We start from the raw sequence: 16,453 nt of genomic DNA, 5'->3' as shown, positions 1-16,453 counted from the left end.
CCCCGGAGCGACCAGCGCCTCGCCCCGACGACGCCCAAGGCCGGTGAGCCGCGATGACGAGCGTTCTCCAGTGGCTGCGCCGCCTCCTGTCCGGCCGGCGCCCGCAGGGCGCGCGGCCCCGCCTGCACGTGATGCTGGCGCTCGACATCGCCCGGTTCACCAGCCGGGACGAGGCGATGCAGATCCACCTGCGCGAGGTCATGTACCGGATCGTCGACGAGGCGTACGTGACCGCTCGCGCCGGCCGCCGCCTGGAGGACCGCGGGGACGGCATCTTCATGATCGTCGGCCCGCGGACCGGGCTCGACGTCGTGCTGAGCTCCCTCATCCAGAACATCCGCGCGGGGATCCGCGAGCACAACAGGAATGCGGTGCCGGCGGCCCGGATCCAGTTGCGGATGGCGCTGCACGCGGGGTTCCTGCACGAGGACGCCCACGGCGTGGCCGGCTCCTCGGTCAACCGCCTGTTCCGGCTCCTGGACGCGCCGGTGATGAAGGACCGCCTGGCGGTGGACGGGACCGACTTCGCCCTCGTGATGTCCGACTACGTCTACGAGGCGGCGACCGGCTACCACCTGGTCGACGCCGCCGACTTCGAGATGATCAGAGTCGAGGTCAAGGAGACGTGCACGGACGCGTGGCTCTGGACGGCGCCGGCCGAGCCGTGGCCGCGGCTCGCCGGGCACGCCTGACGTCCCGCACCCGGCGCCCCCGCACCCCCGCCCACGCGATGACTTTTCGCTGTGGGCGCGGTCCACAGAGCAGTGGGACATCACCCGATCGGAGGCCGGTGTGCGAGCGGACGCGTGTGGCGGCAGGCTGCTGGACCGGGCGATCGGGTTCGCGCTGACGACCGTCCAGGCGGTGACGCCGGACATGCTCGCGCGCCGGACGCCGTGCGCGGCCTGGGACCTCGGCATGCTCCTGGTGCACCTCGGCGAATCGCTGGCCGCGCTGCACGAGGGCATGAGCGCGGGACGGGTCGGAAGGGAGCCCGGACCGGAGAGGCCGCCGGACGACCCGGTGTCGGCGCTGCGGGTCCGGGCCGTCCGCGTGCTGCGGGCGTCCGCCGCCCTCGACGCGGTCGCGGTCGGGGACCGGCGGCTGCCGGGCGGGATGCTGGCCCGGGCCGGCGCGCTCGAAGTCGCCGTCCACGGCTGGGACATCGCGCAGGCCACCGGGAGGCCCCGGCCCATCCCGCCGCTGCTCGCCGAGGACCTGCTGGCCGTCTGCCCGCTGGTGCTGCCCGAGCCGCCGCGCGGCCCGCTGTTCGCCGCCCCCGTCGAGATCCCGTCGGACGCCGCCGGCGGCGAGCGGCTGGTGGCGCTCCTCGGCCGCCGCCCGATGGCCTGACGCCCTCGGGGCGGATGCGGCGCGGCCGCGCGTCGGCGAGAATCGGGCCGTCCGCCCCCGGCCAGAGGAGTGACCTCGTGAAATCTTCGGCACCCGTCCGACACCTGACCCCGGAGGCCCGCGTGCGTGTGGACGACCTGATCGGGAGGGGCCAGTACATTCCGGCCATCAAGCTGGTCCGGGAGGTCACCGGGCTCGGCCTCAAGGACGCCAAGGAGTACGTGGACGGGTTGAAGGGCGAGGTCCTGGCCCGGCAGGTGCCGCCGGAGGTGGAGGCCAAGGTCCGCGCGCTGCTCGCCGAGGGCAAGGTGAAGCCGGCGGTCGCGATGGTCCGCGTGGAGACCGCGCTCGTGCGGCAGGCCGCCAAGGACTATGTCGACGCGGTCCACAAGGGGTTCGTGGCCCCGCCACCGGTGGACGGGGACGGGACGCTGGCCGACCGGGCGCGGGCGTTCCGGCGCGCGGGCGACTACGAGTCGGCCGTCGCGGTGGTCTGCGCGGAGACGGGGATGGGCCGCGACGAGGCGATGCGTTTCGTCGAAGCGCTCAGATAGATCGCGACACCCCCTCGCCCCGGACGGCAACCGAATGCCATTCTGGTCACCGGACGGAACGACGCTTGGAGGGGTCATGGCGATCGCCATCGGCGAGGAGCACCGCGAGCTGGCGCGGACGGCGCGCGCGTTCCTGCGCGACCAGGGGGCGCGGGCCGCGAACCGCGCGCTGCTGGACGCCGAGAAGGAGCCGCTGCCCGCGTTCTGGACGGAGTTCGCCGGCCTCGGGCTGCTCGGCCTGCACCTGCCCGAGGAGCACGGCGGCGGTGGAGCGGGCCTTCAGGAACTGGTCGTGGTCGCCGAGGAGCTCGGCCGCGCCGCCGCGCCCGGCCCGATGCTGCCGACGATGATCGCGTCCGCGGTGGTCGCGGCCGCCGGAGACGGCGGGCAGCGGGCGCGCCTGCTGCCGGACCTCGCCTCCGGGGCGGTCCCGGCGGCGCTCGGCACCGGCGGCTCGCTGACCCTGGGCGACGGCACCGCCAGCGGTGACGGGGGAGTCGTGCTCGGCGGCGGCCTGGCCGAGCTGCTCGTCCTCGCGGCAGGCGACGACATGGTCGTCGTGCGGGCGGACGCGCCGGGCGTCACCGTCGAGGTCCCCGGAAACCTGGACCCGGCGCGCCGCTCGGCCCGCGTCACGCTCGACGGCGCCGCCGTTGACGTCCTGCCCGGCGCTCGGGCTCTGTCCACCGCGATCGCCCGCACGCTCGTCTCTGCCGAGGCGGTCGGCGGCGCCCTCGAATGCGTGGAGAACGCCGTCGAGTACGCCAAGGTGCGGCAGCAGTTCGGCCGTCCCATCGCGACGTTCCAGGCGGTCAAGCACCACTGCGCGAACATGCTCGTCGCCGCCGAGCTGGCCACGGCCGCGGTGTGGGACGCCGCGCGGGCCGCGTCCGGGCCGGCCGGCCAGTTCGAGCTGGCGGCGGCCGTCGCCGCGGCGCTCGCCCTGCCCGCGTTCACCGCGAACACCGGCCTCAACATCCAGGTGCACGGCGGCATCGGCTTCACCTGGGAGCACGACGCCCACCTGCTGATGCGGCGCGCCGCGACGCTGGCGGCCGTGTTCGACCCGCACTCCGCCGAACGGGACGTGACCCGCCTGAAGGCCGCCGGCGTCGTCCGCGAGACGACCCTCGACCTGCCGCCCGAGGCGGAGGCGCGGCGCCCGGAGATCCGGGCGCTGGCCCGGGAGATCGCCGCGCTGCCGGCCGCCGAGCAGCGGCGGAAGCTCATCGACACCGGCTACGTCCAGCCGCACTGGCCGCGCCCGTGGGGCGTGGAGGCGAGCGCCGGGCTGCAGCTCGTCATCGAGGACGAGTTCCGCGCCGCCGGGGTGAAGCGCGCCCAGCTCGGCATCACCGGCTGGGTGATCCTCACCCTCGTCCAGCACGGCACGCAGGACCAGGTCGACCGCTGGGTGCGGCCCGCGCTCACCGGCGACGAGGTCTGGTGCCAGCTGTTCAGCGAGCCCGAGGCCGGCTCGGACGCCGCCGCCGTGAAGACCCGCGCGGTCAAGGTCGAGGGCGGCTGGATCGTCAACGGCCAGAAGGTGTGGACGAGCGGCGCCCAGCACTGCCGCTGGGGGTTCGCGACCGTCCGCACCGACCCGGACGCGGCCAAGCACGCCGGCGTGACCATGGTCGTCATCGACATGCAGCATCCGGGCGTGGAGGTCCGGCCGCTCCGCCAGATCACCGGCGGCTCCGACTTCAACGAGGTGTTCTTCTCCGACGTCTTCGTCCCCGACGCGGACGTGGTCGGCGAACCGAACCGGGGCTGGACGGTCGCCCGCGCGACCCTCGGCAACGAGCGCGTCAGCATCGGCGGCGGCGTCGGCGGCCCGCCCGGGCCCGACTTCGTCGCGCTCTACAAGGAGCACGGCGACCGCGTCCCCGCCGCCGCCGAGCGCGTCGGCGCCTACCTGGCCGAGGAGCAGGCCCTCCGCCTGCTCAACCTCCGCTCCGCCGAGCGCGCCGTCGCCGGCGGCGAACCCGGACCCGAGGGCAACATCACCAAGCTCGTCCTCGCCGAGCACGGCCACGCCACCGCCGACCTGCTGGCCGAGTTCGCCGGCCCCGGCACGGCGTTCGACGAGGGCCTCGGCCAGTTCGCCGGCCTGATGCGCCTCGGCTCCCGCGGCATGTCGATCGCCGGCGGCACCTCCGAGATCACCCGCAACCAGATCGCCGAACGCATCCTCAAGCTGCCCCGCGACCCGCTGATCAAGTAGGGCTCACCGGCGGCGGTTCCCGGCGTCCAGTGCCGGCGTGCCGGTGCGGTGGTCGATGCCCGCGATGTCGGTGCCCGGCGGGACGACCTCGTCGATCGCGTCCAGGACGGCGGCGTCCAGGCGGACGTCGGCGGCGGCGAGCAGGTCGTCCAGCTGGGGCATCGTCTTCGGGCCGATGATCGTCGAGGTGACGGCCGGGTGCTCGCCGACGAAGGCGAGCGCCAGGTGCGTCAGCGAGAGGCCGGCCTCCTCGGCGATCTTCGCGAGGCGCTCGACGGCGTCGTAGCGGACGGGGGCGCTGGGGTCCACGTCGACGGTGCGGCCGCGCCACGCCGGGTTGTCGGAGTGCCCGAACCGCGCGCCCGCGGGCGGCTGCTCGCCGCGCCGGTACTTGCCGGTCAGCCAGCCGCCCGCCAGCGGGCTCCACGGGATGACGCCCATGCCGTGCCGCTGGGCGGCGGGCAGCACCGACTCCTCGATCGACCGGGCGAACACCGAGTACTGCGGCTGCTCGCAGACGAACCGGACGCCGCCCCTGCGCTCGGCGGCCCACTGCGCCTCCACGATCTGGTCGGCCGGGAACGACGACGACCCCGCGTACAGCACCTTGCCCTGGCGGACGAGGTCGGTCAGCGCGTCGAGCGTCTCCTCCAGATCGGTGCCCCAGTCGCGGCGGTGCATCTGGTACAGGTCGATGCGGTCGGTCCCCAGCCGCCGGAGGCTGTCCTCCACGGCGCGGACGATGTAGCGCCGCGACCCGCCCCGGCTGTTGCGCTCCTCGCCCAGCGGGAAGAAGCACTTGGTCGCGAGGACGATGTCGTCCCGGCGCCCCTTGACGGCCTTGCCGACGACCTCCTCGCTCTCCCCGGCCGAGTACATGTCGGCGGTGTCGATGAAGTTGATCCCGGCGTCCAGCGCCCGGTGGACGATGCGCACGCAGTCGTCGTGGTCGGGATTGCCGACCGCGCCGAACATCATCGCGCCGAGGCACTGGCTGCTGACCTCGACACCGGTACGGCCGAGCTTGCGGTACTGCATTCTGCGCTCTCCCTCGTTAGGCGACCGCGCAGAACGCTAAGAGCTGGAGCGCGCTCAAGGTCAAGCCCCGCACCCGGCCGCGGCCGACCGGCTTCGCCGCGACGCCGGCGGCGGGCTCGGCTGATGCTCGGGGAGGTGGCGGGTCGGGCGTCCGGCATGGTCGCGGAAAACTTCCCCATTGCCGGGGCGGTGGCCGTGGGTTGTGAATCGGGCAATTGGCTGGAAAATGCCGTCGTGATGCTCGGCCCGGGTTTGTTTCAGGCTTCCTATTTCTCGGCATTTGCCCAGCTCGCAGGCGTGTCCTAGCGGCACTTTCGGCGTCCGCGGGCCTGGCGTTTACCAAATGCTGGGGCGGCGTGCGGCGGCTTTCCGGGCGGTGTTTCGGGGGCGGGCGGCAGGGCAGTCCGCTCTGGTGATGATCTGCGAACCCGCGCGCGGGAGGCGGGCATGAGCGGCGCGCCGGAGCTCGGGCTCGAGCTGCTCGGGATCGAGGCCGGGACGTCCGCGGCGACGCCGGCGCTGGACCTGCGGATCGGGCTGCGGCGGCCGGACGGCGGGCCCGTCCAGTGCGTCCTGCTCACCGCGGCCGTGACGATCGCGGCGTCGCGCCGCGACCACGACGACGCCGAACGCGAGCGGCTCACCGCCGTGTTCGGCACGCCCGACACCTGGGACACGACGCTGGACGCCCTCGCCTGGGCGCGCGTCGGCGCGACCGTGCCGACGTTCCGCGGCGCGACGGAGGTCACCCTGTCCCTGCCGTGCGGGCACGACGCGCAGGCCGGCGCCGACCGCTACCTGCGCGCGCTCGACGGCGGCGACGTCCCCCTCGACCTCGCCTTCGACGGCACGGTCTTCTACCCCGGCGAGGACGGGCCGCTGCGCACCCGGCAGGCCCCGTGGCGCCACGAGGCGGCCGGCGTGCTGCCCGTCCAGGCGTGGCGGGACCTCATGGACCACTACTACGGCCCCGCCCGCTGGCTCCGCCTGGACGACGCCTGCTTCGGCCGGCTGTCGGACTACCGGGCGCGCCGCGCGCACTCCTCGTTCGACGACACGGTCGACGAACTGCTCCGGAAGGCCGAGACGCGGCGCGAGGAGGAAGAGTGGACCGTGTGAGGGCGGTCGCGGACGCGGTCCTCTACGAGGGCCACCTGCTGTGGCCCTACCGCCGGCCGCCGTCGCAGAACCGCCGGCGGTGGACGATCGGCGGCGTCCACCCGCGCCCCTACGCCGAACGCACCGGCGACCGCTGGACGGTCCGCGCCGAGTTCGTCCTGGACGCGGCGCCCGAGGCCGACATCGAGATCACGCTGCGCTTCCTGCAGGTGGTGCACCGCCAGGTCATGGACGGCGACACCCCGGTGGACGCGCTCCACCGGGGCGGCGAGACGTTCACGACCTGGGACGAGGCCCGCGAACGCGAGATCACCGGCGGCCGGATCAGCGTGCGGCGCATGCTGACCGGCCCCATCCGGATCCCGGTCGCGGTACCGCCCGGCGCCGAGGACGAGGAGATCGGCGGCGGCGCGCGCCTCCGGCGGTCGTGGGGGCGGGTGGCCGGCTGGGTCGACGCGTCCGCCGTCCCGGCCGGGCACGGCGCGGTGCGGCTGCGGATCGACATCGTCAACGGCGGGGACGCGGCCGAGCGCGAGGACGCCGCCCGCGCCGGGATGCTCTGCGCGCACGTCGTGGCGAACGCCAGCGGCGGGGTGTTCGTCTCGTCCGCGGACCCGCCCGACCGGCTGGCCGGCGCCGTCGCCGGATGCCGGAGCGACGGGCTGTGGCCCGTGCTCGCGGGCCGGCCGGGCGACCACGGCACCGTCCTCGCCGCGCCGGTCGTCCTCTACGACTGGCCGCAGGTCGCCCCGGACGGCCCCGGCGACCTGCGTTTCGGGACCGAGGGCGACGGGCTGCTGTTCCTCAGCGTGCTCGGCCTCGCCGGGGACGAGCGGCGGGAGACGGCGGCGTGGTGAGCGCGAGGGCGCTCGTCCGCGGGCGGGAGCTGACCGCCGGGAGCCGCGTCCGGCTGCGGCCCAGCAGCGGCGCCGACGCCTTCGACCTCGCCATCGTCGGCCGCGCCGCCACCGTCGAGCGGGTCGAGGACGACCTGGAGGGCGGCCTGCACCTGCTCGTCGCGGTCGACGGCGGCCCCGGCGGGACGCCCGGCGGCGACGTCCTCGGCCACCGGTTCTTCATCGGCCTGGACGAGGTGGACCCGCTGCCGAGCGACGAGCCGTCCCGCAAGGTCCTCGTCGCCGGGATCGGGAACGTCTTCCACGGCGACGACGGGTTCGGGGTGGAGGTCGTCCGGCGGCTGCGGCGGCGCCCCGTGCCGGACGGCGTCGACGTCATCGACTTCGGCATCCGCGGCGTCGACCTGATGTGCGCGCTCGGGGACGGCCACCGGACCGCGGTCCTCGTCGGCGCCGCCGCCCGCGGCGACGCGCCCGGCACCGTCCGGGTCGCCGAACCCGACCCGGACTCGGGCGGCTTCGGCGGCGCCGCGGTCGACGCGCACGGGCTCGACCCGGCGCGGGTGCTGCGGCTGGCCCGCGAGAACGGCCCGGTCCCGCCGCGGATCCTGCTGGTCGCGTGCGAGCCGTCCGCGCAGGCGGCCGACGCCACCTGGGAAATGGACCTCAGCGCGCCGGTCGCCGCGGCGGTCGGGGAGACCGTCCGGCTGATCGAGCGGCTGGTCGCGAAGGAACTCTCGGCACAGAGAGAACTCACCGTACAGAGAGAGGGAGTCGTGTCATGAGGAAGGGAAAGCGGGTCGGCCCGCGCATGGTCAGGCTGATGGTCGCGCTGTCCGCGCTGTCGGTGCTCGCCATGATCGTCATGGTGGCCGGGCGGACGCCGGTGCTGCGCCGGTACATCAACTCAGGGACCAGGTGACCCCGGCGCCGCTGACACAGGATCGGAACCCGGCGATGAGGACGATCGACCGGCATCTCGTCGGCTACCTGAAGGACGCGCACGCGCTGCAGGAGCACGTCGAGGCCACGCTGAGCGAGCTGCTGACGACGGTGGCGGACGAGCCGGACGCCTGCCGCCCGCTCGGCCGCTTCGCGGAGACGACGCGGCTGCACATGCGCGAGATCGAGGCGCGGCTGCGGGCGCACCACTCGTCCCCGTCCATCGTCCGGGACGCGGGGCAGCTGTTCGCCGCCGTCGCGGAGGCCGGGCTCGGCCGCAGCCGCCGCGACGCCGCCGGCAAGCACATGCGGGACGCCTACGTCGCCGCCCACCTGCAGATCGCGGCGGCCGAGATGCTGCGGCGCGTCGCCGAGCGCGCCGGGGACGCCGAGACGGCGCGGGTGGCGAAGGCGATGTGCGACGACGCGCACGCGATGTCGGCGGAGCTGTCGGACCGGTGGGACCTCGCCGTGGAGCTGTCGCTGCGGCAGCACGGCGTGCGGGACGCCCCGCCGCCGCCCGGGAGCGGCCGGTGAGCACGGCGGGGAGCACGGTGGCGGAGGTGTTCGGGCGGCGCGCCGAACCGGGCCGGGCGCTTGCGGGCGCCGCCGGCGTCATCGCCGCCGCGTCCCACGCCATGGCGGGGCGCTTCCACCGCGGCGGGCGGCTGCTCGCGTTCGGCGCCGCCGCCGCGGACGCCCGGCACGTCGCGGTCGAGTTCGTCCACCCGGCGGTCGCGGGGAAGCGGCCGCTGCCCGCGGTGTCGCTCACCGGCGACGCCGCCACCGTCACCGGCATCCGCGCCGGCCAGGGGCCGGACGACGTCTTCGCGCACCAGATCCGCTGCCTCGGCGGCCCGGACGACATCGCGTTCGGCATCTCGCCGGACGGGCACTGCGGCGGCGTCCCGCACGGCCTGCGGACCGCACGCGACCGGGGCATGCTCACGGTCGCGCTGGCGGGCGGCGACGGCGGGGCGCTCACCGATGCGGCCGACCACCTGGTGACCGTGCCGTCCACCGACCCGCGCGTCGTCAAGGAAGTGCACGTCACCGCGTACCACCTGCTCTGGGAGCTGGTCCACGTGTTCCTGGAGCAGCCGGACGTGCTGGACCGGGAGGTGGTCGCGTGACCGAGATGCTCTACCCGTTCCTGTACGCGGGCGGCTCGGGGCTGGACACCCTCCTGGAGGACGTCCGGCGGTCGACGGCCGACAAGGCGAACGAGATCGTCCGGCTGCGGGAGGCCGTCCTCGCCGAGTACGGAGACGAGATCGCCGCCTGCGCCGCGCGGATGGCGGACGCGTTCCGCTCCGGCGGCCGGCTGTTCGCGTTCGGCAACGGCACCGGCGCGGCGGACGCGCAGGCCGTCGCCGCGCTGTTCCTCGACCCGGGCGGCTCCGCGAGGCCGCTGCCCGCGCTGGCCCTGGCCGGCGATGCCGCCGTCGTCACCGCGCTGTCCGACGACATCGGCTTCGAGGTCGTGTACGCGCGGCAGCTCGCCGCGTTCGGGCGCCCCGGCGACATCGCGCTCGCGCTGTCCACCAGCGGCGACTCCGACAACCTGATCGCCGCGCTGCGGGAGGCGTCGCGGCGCGGGATGACGGCGGTCGGGCTCGCCGGACGCACCGGCGGGCGGATGGCGGAGACGCCCGGCCTGAACCACCTGTTCGCCGTGCCGTCGTCGTCCGTCCACCGGATCCAGGAGGCGCAGACGACGATCTGCCACGCCCTCTGGGAACTGACGCAGGAGGCCCTCTGATGGCCCTACGGGAAGAGCAGGTCCTCGACCGCACCACGCGGGCCCGCGCCCGCCTTCGCGAGGACGCCGTCACCCTGGCGCACGGCGCCGGCGGCAGGGCCACCCGCACCCTGGTCGACGCGGTGTTCAAGGACGCGTTCGACAACCCGTTCCTGGACCGCATGGACGACTCGGCGTGCTTCGCCGTCAACGGCGCCGACCTGGCCTTCACCACCGACGCGCACGTGGTGTCGCCGCTGTTCTTCCCCGGCGGCGACATCGGCGACCTGGCGGTCAACGGGACGGTCAACGACCTCGCGGTCTCCGGTGCGATGCCGCTGCACCTGTCGGCGGGCTTCATCCTCGAAGAGGGCTTCCCGGTCTCGTCGCTGCGCCGCATCACCGCGTCGATGAGCGCCGCCGCCGAGGCCGCCGGCGTCGACATCGTCACGGGCGACACCAAGGTCGTCCGGCGCGGGCAGGCCGACGGCTGCTACATCACCACCGCCGGCGTGGGCGTCGTCCACTCCCCGCCCGCGGACGACGTCCGTCCCGGCGACGCGATCCTGGTCACCGGCCCGATCGGCGAGCACGGCGCCGCGATCATGCTGGCGCGCGGCGACCTCGACACCGAGGCGGACCTGGCCTCCGACACGGCGCCGCTGAACTGCCTGCTCGCCGACCTGACCGCCCGCTGCCCGGGCGCCGTCCGCCGCATGCGGGACGCGACCCGGGGCGGCGTGGCCGCCGTCCTGGACGAGCTGGCGGCCGGCGCGGGCCTCGCCGCGGTGGTGGACGAGGAGGCGGTCCCCGTCCGGCCCGCCGTCCGGGGCGCCTGCGAGCTCCTCGGCATCGACCCGCTGCACGTCGCGTGCGAGGGCCGGGCCGTGATCGTGGTCGCACCCGAGGCCGCGGGCACCGCCCTGGCCTCACTGCGCGCCCACCCGCTGGGCACGGGCGCCGCCGTCATCGGACACCTGCACGACGACCCGCCCGGCACCGTCCTGCTGAACACCGCCTTCGACGGCACCCAGCCCATCGGCCCCCTGCCGGACGACTCCGCACCCCGAATCTGCTGAATGCGGCGGCGGGCGCCCATGCCGGGCACCCGCCGCCGGACACCCGCCGCCGTATGTCCCGGTCAGCAGCCGCTGGACGTCAGCCGGATGCGCCAGGCCGGATCCCAGTCCACGTCCTTGATCGCCCCCGCCGCGATGCAGCGCAACTGGCCGCCGTTGACGTCGTCGACCCGCAGTGCCGCACCGCCGGTCTGGTTGTTCCAGACGCTTCCCGTGCCGCCCCAGTAGCTGAGCGAGTAGCCGCCGTAGTTGTAGAACTTGAAGACGTACCACCCGCTGGTGGAGGGCACCGCGGCGCAGGCGTAACCGCTCGGGCAGTCGGTGGTCTCGCCATAGGGAAGGAACAGGTGGCTGACGGTCGGCGAGGTCGTCGGCACGGCGCTCGCCGTGACGTCCGCGACCTTCCCGGTCGGGCGGCCGAAGTGCAGGATCAGGGCGCCGTCCGCCCCTTGCGTGACCGTGACCGGCGGCTTCGGCGCGGGCGCGGCCTGCGCCGGCGCCATCGTGGCGGCGGTCGTGAGCAGGGCCGCCGCGATGAGCCCGGCGGCCGCGCCGGCCTTCCGCAGACCGGTCCCCTCGGCCTTACGGGAGCTGTACATGAATACCCCTTCCGGAGAGCGCCGCATTGGACGGCGCCGTCCTCTTCCACCCCGTTCGGAGTGCTTGTCAGAAACAATTCTTTTGATCAGCAAGGAAATTTGTAAAGGCGACCGAAAACTCCTGCGCTGCGTGATCGCGCACGCGCGGATAGTCATAGTGACCAAGCGTCCAGAGTGATCGGCGTGCGACCGGGGGATCGATGACCCTGAGTCACGGGGATGCCGGGGTCCGTAACACGCGGTTCGGATCAGCGGGGATCGTGGAGAACCATGACATTCGGCCGGGGCGTCGTCCGGATCAGGTCATCGACATGGGGGTGCGCGCCGTCTCGCGGCCGGTCGTCGCGCTGTATCGGCTCCGCTCGGGGTGGCGGTGGCATGTCCGGAAATGGGGCGAGAGTTCAAGATCTGATCTGAAGGGGGTCAAGCTCTCGTTGGGGTGTATTGCCCCGGGGTGAGACGGGGCACCTCCCGGAGACGCTCAGGCGACACATCCTTGGGGGACACTTTCATGAGCGATCTCATCGCCATCGCTTACCCGGACGTCGACAGTGCCATTGAGGTCCGTGACCGGCTCATCGACATGCAGCGCCAGAACGTGATCGCGCTCGCGGACGCCGCCGTCGTCGAGAAGCGCCTCGACGGCGGGATCAAACTCCACCAGATTCACAACACGACCGGCCGCGGCGCGGCCTGGGGGACCGTCTGGGGCGGGCTGCTCGGGATGCTCTTCTTCGCCCCGCTGGTCGGCATGGCCGTCGGCGCCGCGGCCGGCGCCGCGAGCGGCAAGATGACCGACGTCGGCGTGGACGACTCGTTCATGCGCGAACTCGGCGCGAAGCTCCAGCCCGGCGGCGCGGCCCTGTTCCTGCTGGTCACCCGGGTGACGCCGGACAAGGTCATCCCGCAGATCACCCCGTACGGCGGCGAGATCCTGCAGACCTCGCTCAGCGAGGACGCCGAGCGCCACCTCCGCGAGGCCATCGAGGCAGACGCCCGCGTCCACGCCTGACCGCCCGCGCCTGACCGCCCGCGCGGCGGCCCGGCGGAAAAGGAATGCACGATGAAAAGGCGCGTCCGGTATGGCCGGGCGCGCCTTTTTTGTGTCGTGCAGGAATTCGCCGCAGGAACACTGTCCCGATCGTTTGCCCCAGGGGAGCAGGGGTAGCCGACGCCACATGGTGGCGACGAAATCGTGGCTGACCGGGGTCCCTTTGCGCGGTAGCTATGCCGCGGCGGTCGCGATGGCGCTGCTCGCACTCTGCCCGTTCATCGTGCTGTCGACCGCGTCCCTGCTGCTGCGGCAGCCGGTGGAGCGCGACCTCGGCGGCGGGCGCTTCGGCACGCAGCTGGCCGGGGGACTGTCCAACGCCTTCTACGCGTTCGGCGCGGTCGCCGCCGCCGACCTCATCCAGCGGGTACCGGGCCGCCGCCTCTTCCTGTCCTGCGAGTTGGCCTTCGTCGCCGGGTCGCTGCTCGCGGCCCTGGCACCGGGCATCGAGGTGTTCATCGCCGGGCGCGTCCTGCAGGGGGCGGCCACCGGCATGCTGCTGGTCGCCGCCCTACCGCCGCTGGTCACCAACCACGGCGTGGAGAAACTGCCGCTCACCGCCGCGTTCGTCAACCTCGGGCTGTTCGGCATGGTCACCCTGGGCCCGCTCATCGGCGGAGTCGCGGCCGGCTTCGACGCGTGGCGCGCCCTCTACCTCGGGATCGCGGGGTTCGGCGCGATCGGCCTGCTCATGGGCGCGCTGACCTTCGAGCGCTCCACCGCCCCGTCCCCGCGCATCGGCTTCGACTACTCGGCCATCCCCGTCGCGGCCTGCGCGACGATCCTGCCGTTCCTCGGCGTCGCCTGGCTCGGCCGCGGCTCGTTCACCTCGCCGGGCTTCCTGGTCCCGCTGCTCCTCGGCACGGCGGCGCTCGGCACCCTGCTGGTCCGCCAGTACCGCAAGCCGCGGGCGCTGATGCCGCTGAAACTCCTCGCCCACACCCTCCCCGTGACCGGGGTGTCCATCGCCATGGTGGCCGGCGCCGGCTTCACCACGCTGGTAGAACTCGCCGTGATCTACCTGCTGGAGGTCGACCACCGGACGCCGGCGGCGACCGGGGAACTGCTCGCCACCCAGATCGCCGGCGTGGTCGTGGCGGCCTGGCTCTTCAAGTCGATGCTGACCACCCGCTGGCTGCCGGTGCTCGCGTTCACCGGGACGGGCGTGGTGGTGGCCGGCGGCGCGCTGCTGCTGTGGCTCCAACCGTCCAGCAGTACCCCGGTCGTGGCGGTCGCGAGCGTCCTCCTCGGCTTCGGCGCCGGCGCGGGCGTCACCCCCGGACTGTTCATGGCGGGCCTCAGCGTCCCGTCCACCCGGCTCGGCCCGACGTTCGCGCTGGTGGAACTCCTGCGCGCGGAGGCCGCCTTCCTGGTCGGCCCCGTCCTCGTGCACATCGCGATGACCAGCACCGACCTCTCCCAGGGGATACACCTCGCAATCTGGATCATGCTGCTCATCGTGGCAGCGGGCGGCGTCGCCTCCCTAGCCCTCCTCCTGACCGGCGGCGCCCGCCCCCAGGCCCCCGACCTGCCGTCCTGGCTGTCCGGAGACTCACCCGCCTACCATTCCCCCGCCCCGCCGCCACCCTCCGCGACAACTAGGCAGACGCCGGGGCCGCCGCCCCGACCTCCGGTGGACGGCTGCAGCCGGGCATAAGCCGAACAGGTCATCGACGGGTGGCGGTGATCCGGGTACGAGCCGTCCAAGGACGACGTCGAGCCGCATGCCGAGGTCCTGCGCGACCGCATCTGGTGCGGGTCGGGCTCCAATGCCACCAACGTGTGGGCGGCCGAGCTGGGCCTGAACCTGCAGAACTTCACCCTGAAGGACGATGATACAAACGAACCGCTGCGCATCCAGCAGCACAGCAGATGTCGTCGGCGACGAACCCATTCAGGCCGCCGACACGCTGCTGCTCAGGGTCCCCAGCCAACTCGGCGTGAACTACAACGCCCACGTCCTGGAGAACATCCAGACCCACGCGGCCCCGAACCCGGCCGTCCCCGAACCCGCAACCGCTCCCCATCGCGGCAGAAGAGGGCGTTGCTCACTCAGCCGTTAGCGCTGAGGAGGATCTTGGGGTGAGTGTTCGGGGGCGGTCCTGCCGCGGCGAGACGGAGATGGGTGCGGTACGAACCCAGGTGCACCTGTGCAGGTCACAAGGTTCCTAGTGTTCGTACCGCACCGGTTGTCGGTTCAGCCGGGCAGGAAGGCTTGCATCTCTTCCTGAAGTTTGCTGTCGGGCTCAGCTGATGCGGCAGCGCTGATCCAGTCCCGAAGACGGCTCGGTCGGTGCTCCGGAGGCCAGGCCGTCAAGATCTGGAGCGCACGGCGCCGCGTCGGCGTTGTTCGAGCGGACAGGCAGCGCCTGAGCAGCTCGACGCCGGCGCCGGGATGTTCGTCCAGGTCGTTGATGACGGCGGCCAGCACACGATCGAGGGTGTGTTCGGGCCCGAGACCGCGGCTGACGGTGGGGCCGCTGGTGAGCACATCGAGCGGGAGGATCCGCATGGCCAGGGCGATCACGGAACCGGCGGTCTCGCTGTTGGAGTGCTTGACCACCCAACTCCAAACATAGGCGCTGGACGGATCTTGCTCCAGGTGGCGGAGCGCTTGGGCAACCACCGGCAACTTGAGACGGCCGGCGCAGGACAGCGCGGTCTCGAACCCGTACGGGCCGTAGGTGTGCGGATTGTTGAGGACCGCCAGCACCAGCTCGCGCCAGACGGGTCTGGCCAGCAGTTCCTCATAGCGATGTGTCAAGTGTTCGGGCTCGCCACGGGGCCAGTCGATGCCCGCGTCATGCTGTAACGCGCACCGGTTGATGGTCAGCAGATCGTGCAGCATGTCCAGTGTTGGTTCGGCTGTGGCGGCGAGTTCGGCGTAGCGGTGCATGGCGGGCACGGCGTCGTCGTAGTCGGTCATGTCCTTGGCCGGACCGCCGATGAGGGCGAGCGTGGCGAGGATGTTCCCGGCGCCTTTCAGCAGGGCCTGGTCCACTTCGGATTCCAGGAGGGCGGTGTAGAGGTCCCCGGTAGTTGCGGCGATGTGCGCCAAGTACTCGTTCAGAACGCCGTTGCGGAACCCCTCACGCAGCAGCCATGCCTGGATCTCAGGATCGTTGCTGCCCTCCAGGCGTTCCACTGCATGGATCCGGCCCCAGTTCTTGACCCGCTGCGCCAACTCATAGGCGGCGCGTTGCGGGTCTGGTTGGGTCTTGACCAGGGCCACCACGGCGTACAGGGTGAGTTCCTCGAGTGCGCCGAGCAGGAGCAGCAGCTCGCGGTCGCGTTCGTCTCCGCATTCCCCCAGCACCACGATGCCCAGCTTGACGGCGTTTCGCGCCCTGCCGTACTCGGTCAGATGCCGCGCCACCCCGTGCAGCGGTTCACGGGGCAGAGTGTGAGATCGAAGCTCTTCGACCAGGTCATCGGCCAGATCGACCGCAGGCTGCCGGGCGAGGACCGCATGCAGCCGGGCCAACGATGCGGGATCGGGGAAGGCTGACACTGCCGCTTCCAGGAGATCGGCCACTTGCGTGATGGCCGCCGGTTCCGAGGCCGTGCCAAAGTGGTGGGTCCGGACGCCGTCGAGTACCACGCTCGTGATGAGGGGCCCGTCCTCGCCGTTGCGGCGGGGCGGTTCGTCGGGGAGCGGGAATCCGCCGTCCGGCCAGGGGCCGGGGCCGTGCAGTGCGTGCAGAGCGAGAGCATGGGCCAGCAGGGTGGTCCGGTCATCGACGGGACCACGGTCTGGCTCCCACTGGCCGGGGCTCATCGGCCGCGGCGCAGGACGCCCTTTCCATAGAAGATCATGCCGCGATGATGACACTCACTCGGCAGAACCGCAAAGGAGACAGCTCCACAGGGCCCGACCGGCCACTCCACGAGCT

General features: G+C 73.1%; 18 protein-coding genes. 15 read left to right on the top strand and 3 right to left on the bottom strand.

Features of this window, described 5'->3' with window-relative positions; translation table 11 throughout:
• Positions 1-53 precede the first annotated feature (53 nt).
• From ABFX46_RS06835 to ABFX46_RS06820, 4 genes are all read left to right on the top strand, one after another.
• Positions 54-692 carry a hypothetical protein gene (locus tag ABFX46_RS06835; RefSeq protein WP_346040476.1) on the top strand — a complete coding sequence of 213 codons (639 nt, stop codon included), beginning with the start codon at positions 54-56 and terminating at the stop codon, positions 690-692.
• Between the two features lie 100 nt (positions 693-792).
• A complete protein-coding gene (locus ABFX46_RS06830) occupies positions 793-1,353 on the top strand; it encodes a TIGR03086 family metal-binding protein (RefSeq protein WP_346040475.1) in 561 nt (186 codons plus the stop codon).
• Positions 1,354-1,430: 77 nt separating this feature from the next.
• Entirely contained in the window at positions 1,431-1,907 is a 477-nt protein-coding gene (locus ABFX46_RS06825) for a ribosomal protein L7/L12 (protein WP_346040474.1), read from the top strand.
• Positions 1,908-1,983: 76 nt separating this feature from the next.
• Positions 1,984-4,134: an acyl-CoA dehydrogenase family protein gene (locus ABFX46_RS06820; protein WP_346040473.1), complete on the top strand. Its 2,151-nt coding sequence runs from the start codon at positions 1,984-1,986 to the stop codon at positions 4,132-4,134.
• A gap of 3 nt (positions 4,135-4,137) precedes the next feature.
• Here the strand turns inward: ABFX46_RS06820 and ABFX46_RS06815 are convergent, their stop codons facing one another.
• Entirely contained in the window at positions 4,138-5,172 is a 1,035-nt protein-coding gene (locus tag ABFX46_RS06815) for an aldo/keto reductase (RefSeq protein WP_346040472.1), read from the bottom strand.
• A 123-nt stretch (positions 5,173-5,295) separates the two neighbouring features.
• Between ABFX46_RS06815 and ABFX46_RS06810 the strand changes: the two genes are divergently transcribed.
• The 9 genes from ABFX46_RS06810 to hypE all read left to right on the top strand — a co-directional run bounded on the left by ABFX46_RS06810 (position 5,296) and on the right by hypE (position 10,910).
• On the top strand, positions 5,296-5,478 hold the full coding sequence (locus ABFX46_RS06810; RefSeq protein ID WP_346040471.1) for a hypothetical protein: 183 nt from the start codon (positions 5,296-5,298) through the stop codon (positions 5,476-5,478).
• 141 nt (positions 5,479-5,619) lie between these two features.
• A complete protein-coding gene (locus ABFX46_RS06805; RefSeq protein ID WP_346040470.1) occupies positions 5,620-6,291 on the top strand; it encodes a DUF6084 family protein in 672 nt (223 codons plus the stop codon).
• Positions 6,279-7,148, top strand: a complete 870-nt coding sequence (locus ABFX46_RS06800) for a hypothetical protein (protein WP_346040469.1) — start codon at positions 6,279-6,281, stop codon at positions 7,146-7,148. Before ABFX46_RS06805 ends, ABFX46_RS06800 begins: the two co-directional genes overlap by 13 nt.
• Positions 7,142-7,933 (top strand): hydrogenase maturation protease, encoded by a 792-nt coding sequence (locus ABFX46_RS06795; RefSeq protein ID WP_346040468.1) that lies wholly within the window; start codon positions 7,142-7,144, stop codon positions 7,931-7,933. The genes ABFX46_RS06800 and ABFX46_RS06795 overlap by 7 nt, the downstream gene beginning before the upstream one ends.
• A complete protein-coding gene (locus ABFX46_RS06790; protein WP_346040467.1) occupies positions 7,930-8,070 on the top strand; it encodes a hypothetical protein in 141 nt (46 codons plus the stop codon). The genes ABFX46_RS06795 and ABFX46_RS06790 overlap by 4 nt, the downstream gene beginning before the upstream one ends.
• Before the next feature lie 35 nt (positions 8,071-8,105).
• Positions 8,106-8,627 (top strand): DUF892 family protein, encoded by a 522-nt coding sequence (locus tag ABFX46_RS06785; protein ID WP_163060085.1) that lies wholly within the window; start codon positions 8,106-8,108, stop codon positions 8,625-8,627.
• The gene (locus tag ABFX46_RS06780; RefSeq protein ID WP_346040466.1) at positions 8,624-9,223 is read left to right on the top strand and encodes a D-sedoheptulose-7-phosphate isomerase; all 600 of its coding nucleotides are present in this window, start codon (positions 8,624-8,626) and stop codon (positions 9,221-9,223) included. The genes ABFX46_RS06785 and ABFX46_RS06780 overlap by 4 nt, the downstream gene beginning before the upstream one ends.
• 5 nt (positions 9,224-9,228) lie before the next feature.
• Positions 9,229-9,852, top strand: a complete 624-nt coding sequence (locus tag ABFX46_RS06775) for a D-sedoheptulose-7-phosphate isomerase (RefSeq protein ID WP_346040695.1) — start codon at positions 9,229-9,231, stop codon at positions 9,850-9,852.
• Positions 9,852-10,910: a hydrogenase expression/formation protein HypE gene (hypE, locus tag ABFX46_RS06770; protein WP_346040465.1), complete on the top strand. Its 1,059-nt coding sequence runs from the start codon at positions 9,852-9,854 to the stop codon at positions 10,908-10,910. The genes ABFX46_RS06775 and hypE overlap by 1 nt, the downstream gene beginning before the upstream one ends.
• Before the next feature lie 62 nt (positions 10,911-10,972).
• Here the strand turns inward: hypE and ABFX46_RS06765 are convergent, their stop codons facing one another.
• The gene (locus ABFX46_RS06765) at positions 10,973-11,509 is read right to left on the bottom strand and encodes a hypothetical protein (RefSeq protein WP_346040464.1); all 537 of its coding nucleotides are present in this window, start codon (positions 11,507-11,509) and stop codon (positions 10,973-10,975) included.
• A 511-nt stretch (positions 11,510-12,020) separates the two neighbouring features.
• On the opposite strand from ABFX46_RS06765, the gene ABFX46_RS06760 reads away from it, so the two are divergent.
• Positions 12,021-12,521, top strand: coding sequence for a DUF1269 domain-containing protein (locus tag ABFX46_RS06760; protein WP_346040463.1), 501 nt, complete (start codon positions 12,021-12,023; stop codon positions 12,519-12,521).
• A 166-nt stretch (positions 12,522-12,687) separates the two neighbouring features.
• Complete coding sequence (locus tag ABFX46_RS06755) at positions 12,688-14,217, top strand: MFS transporter (protein WP_346040462.1); 1,530 nt, start codon at positions 12,688-12,690, stop codon at positions 14,215-14,217.
• Positions 14,218-14,757: 540 nt separating this feature from the next.
• On the opposite strand, the gene ABFX46_RS06750 is transcribed toward ABFX46_RS06755, so the two are convergent.
• Positions 14,758-16,338, bottom strand: coding sequence for a hypothetical protein (locus tag ABFX46_RS06750; protein WP_346040461.1), 1,581 nt, complete (start codon positions 16,336-16,338; stop codon positions 14,758-14,760).
• Positions 16,339-16,453 lie beyond the last annotated feature (115 nt).

The sequence above is a fragment of the Actinomadura chokoriensis genome (assembly GCF_039529475.1).
Taxonomy (GTDB): domain Bacteria; phylum Actinomycetota; class Actinomycetes; order Streptosporangiales; family Streptosporangiaceae; genus Spirillospora; species Spirillospora bangladeshensis.
This window is presented reverse-complemented; position numbering and strand designations above follow the sequence as displayed.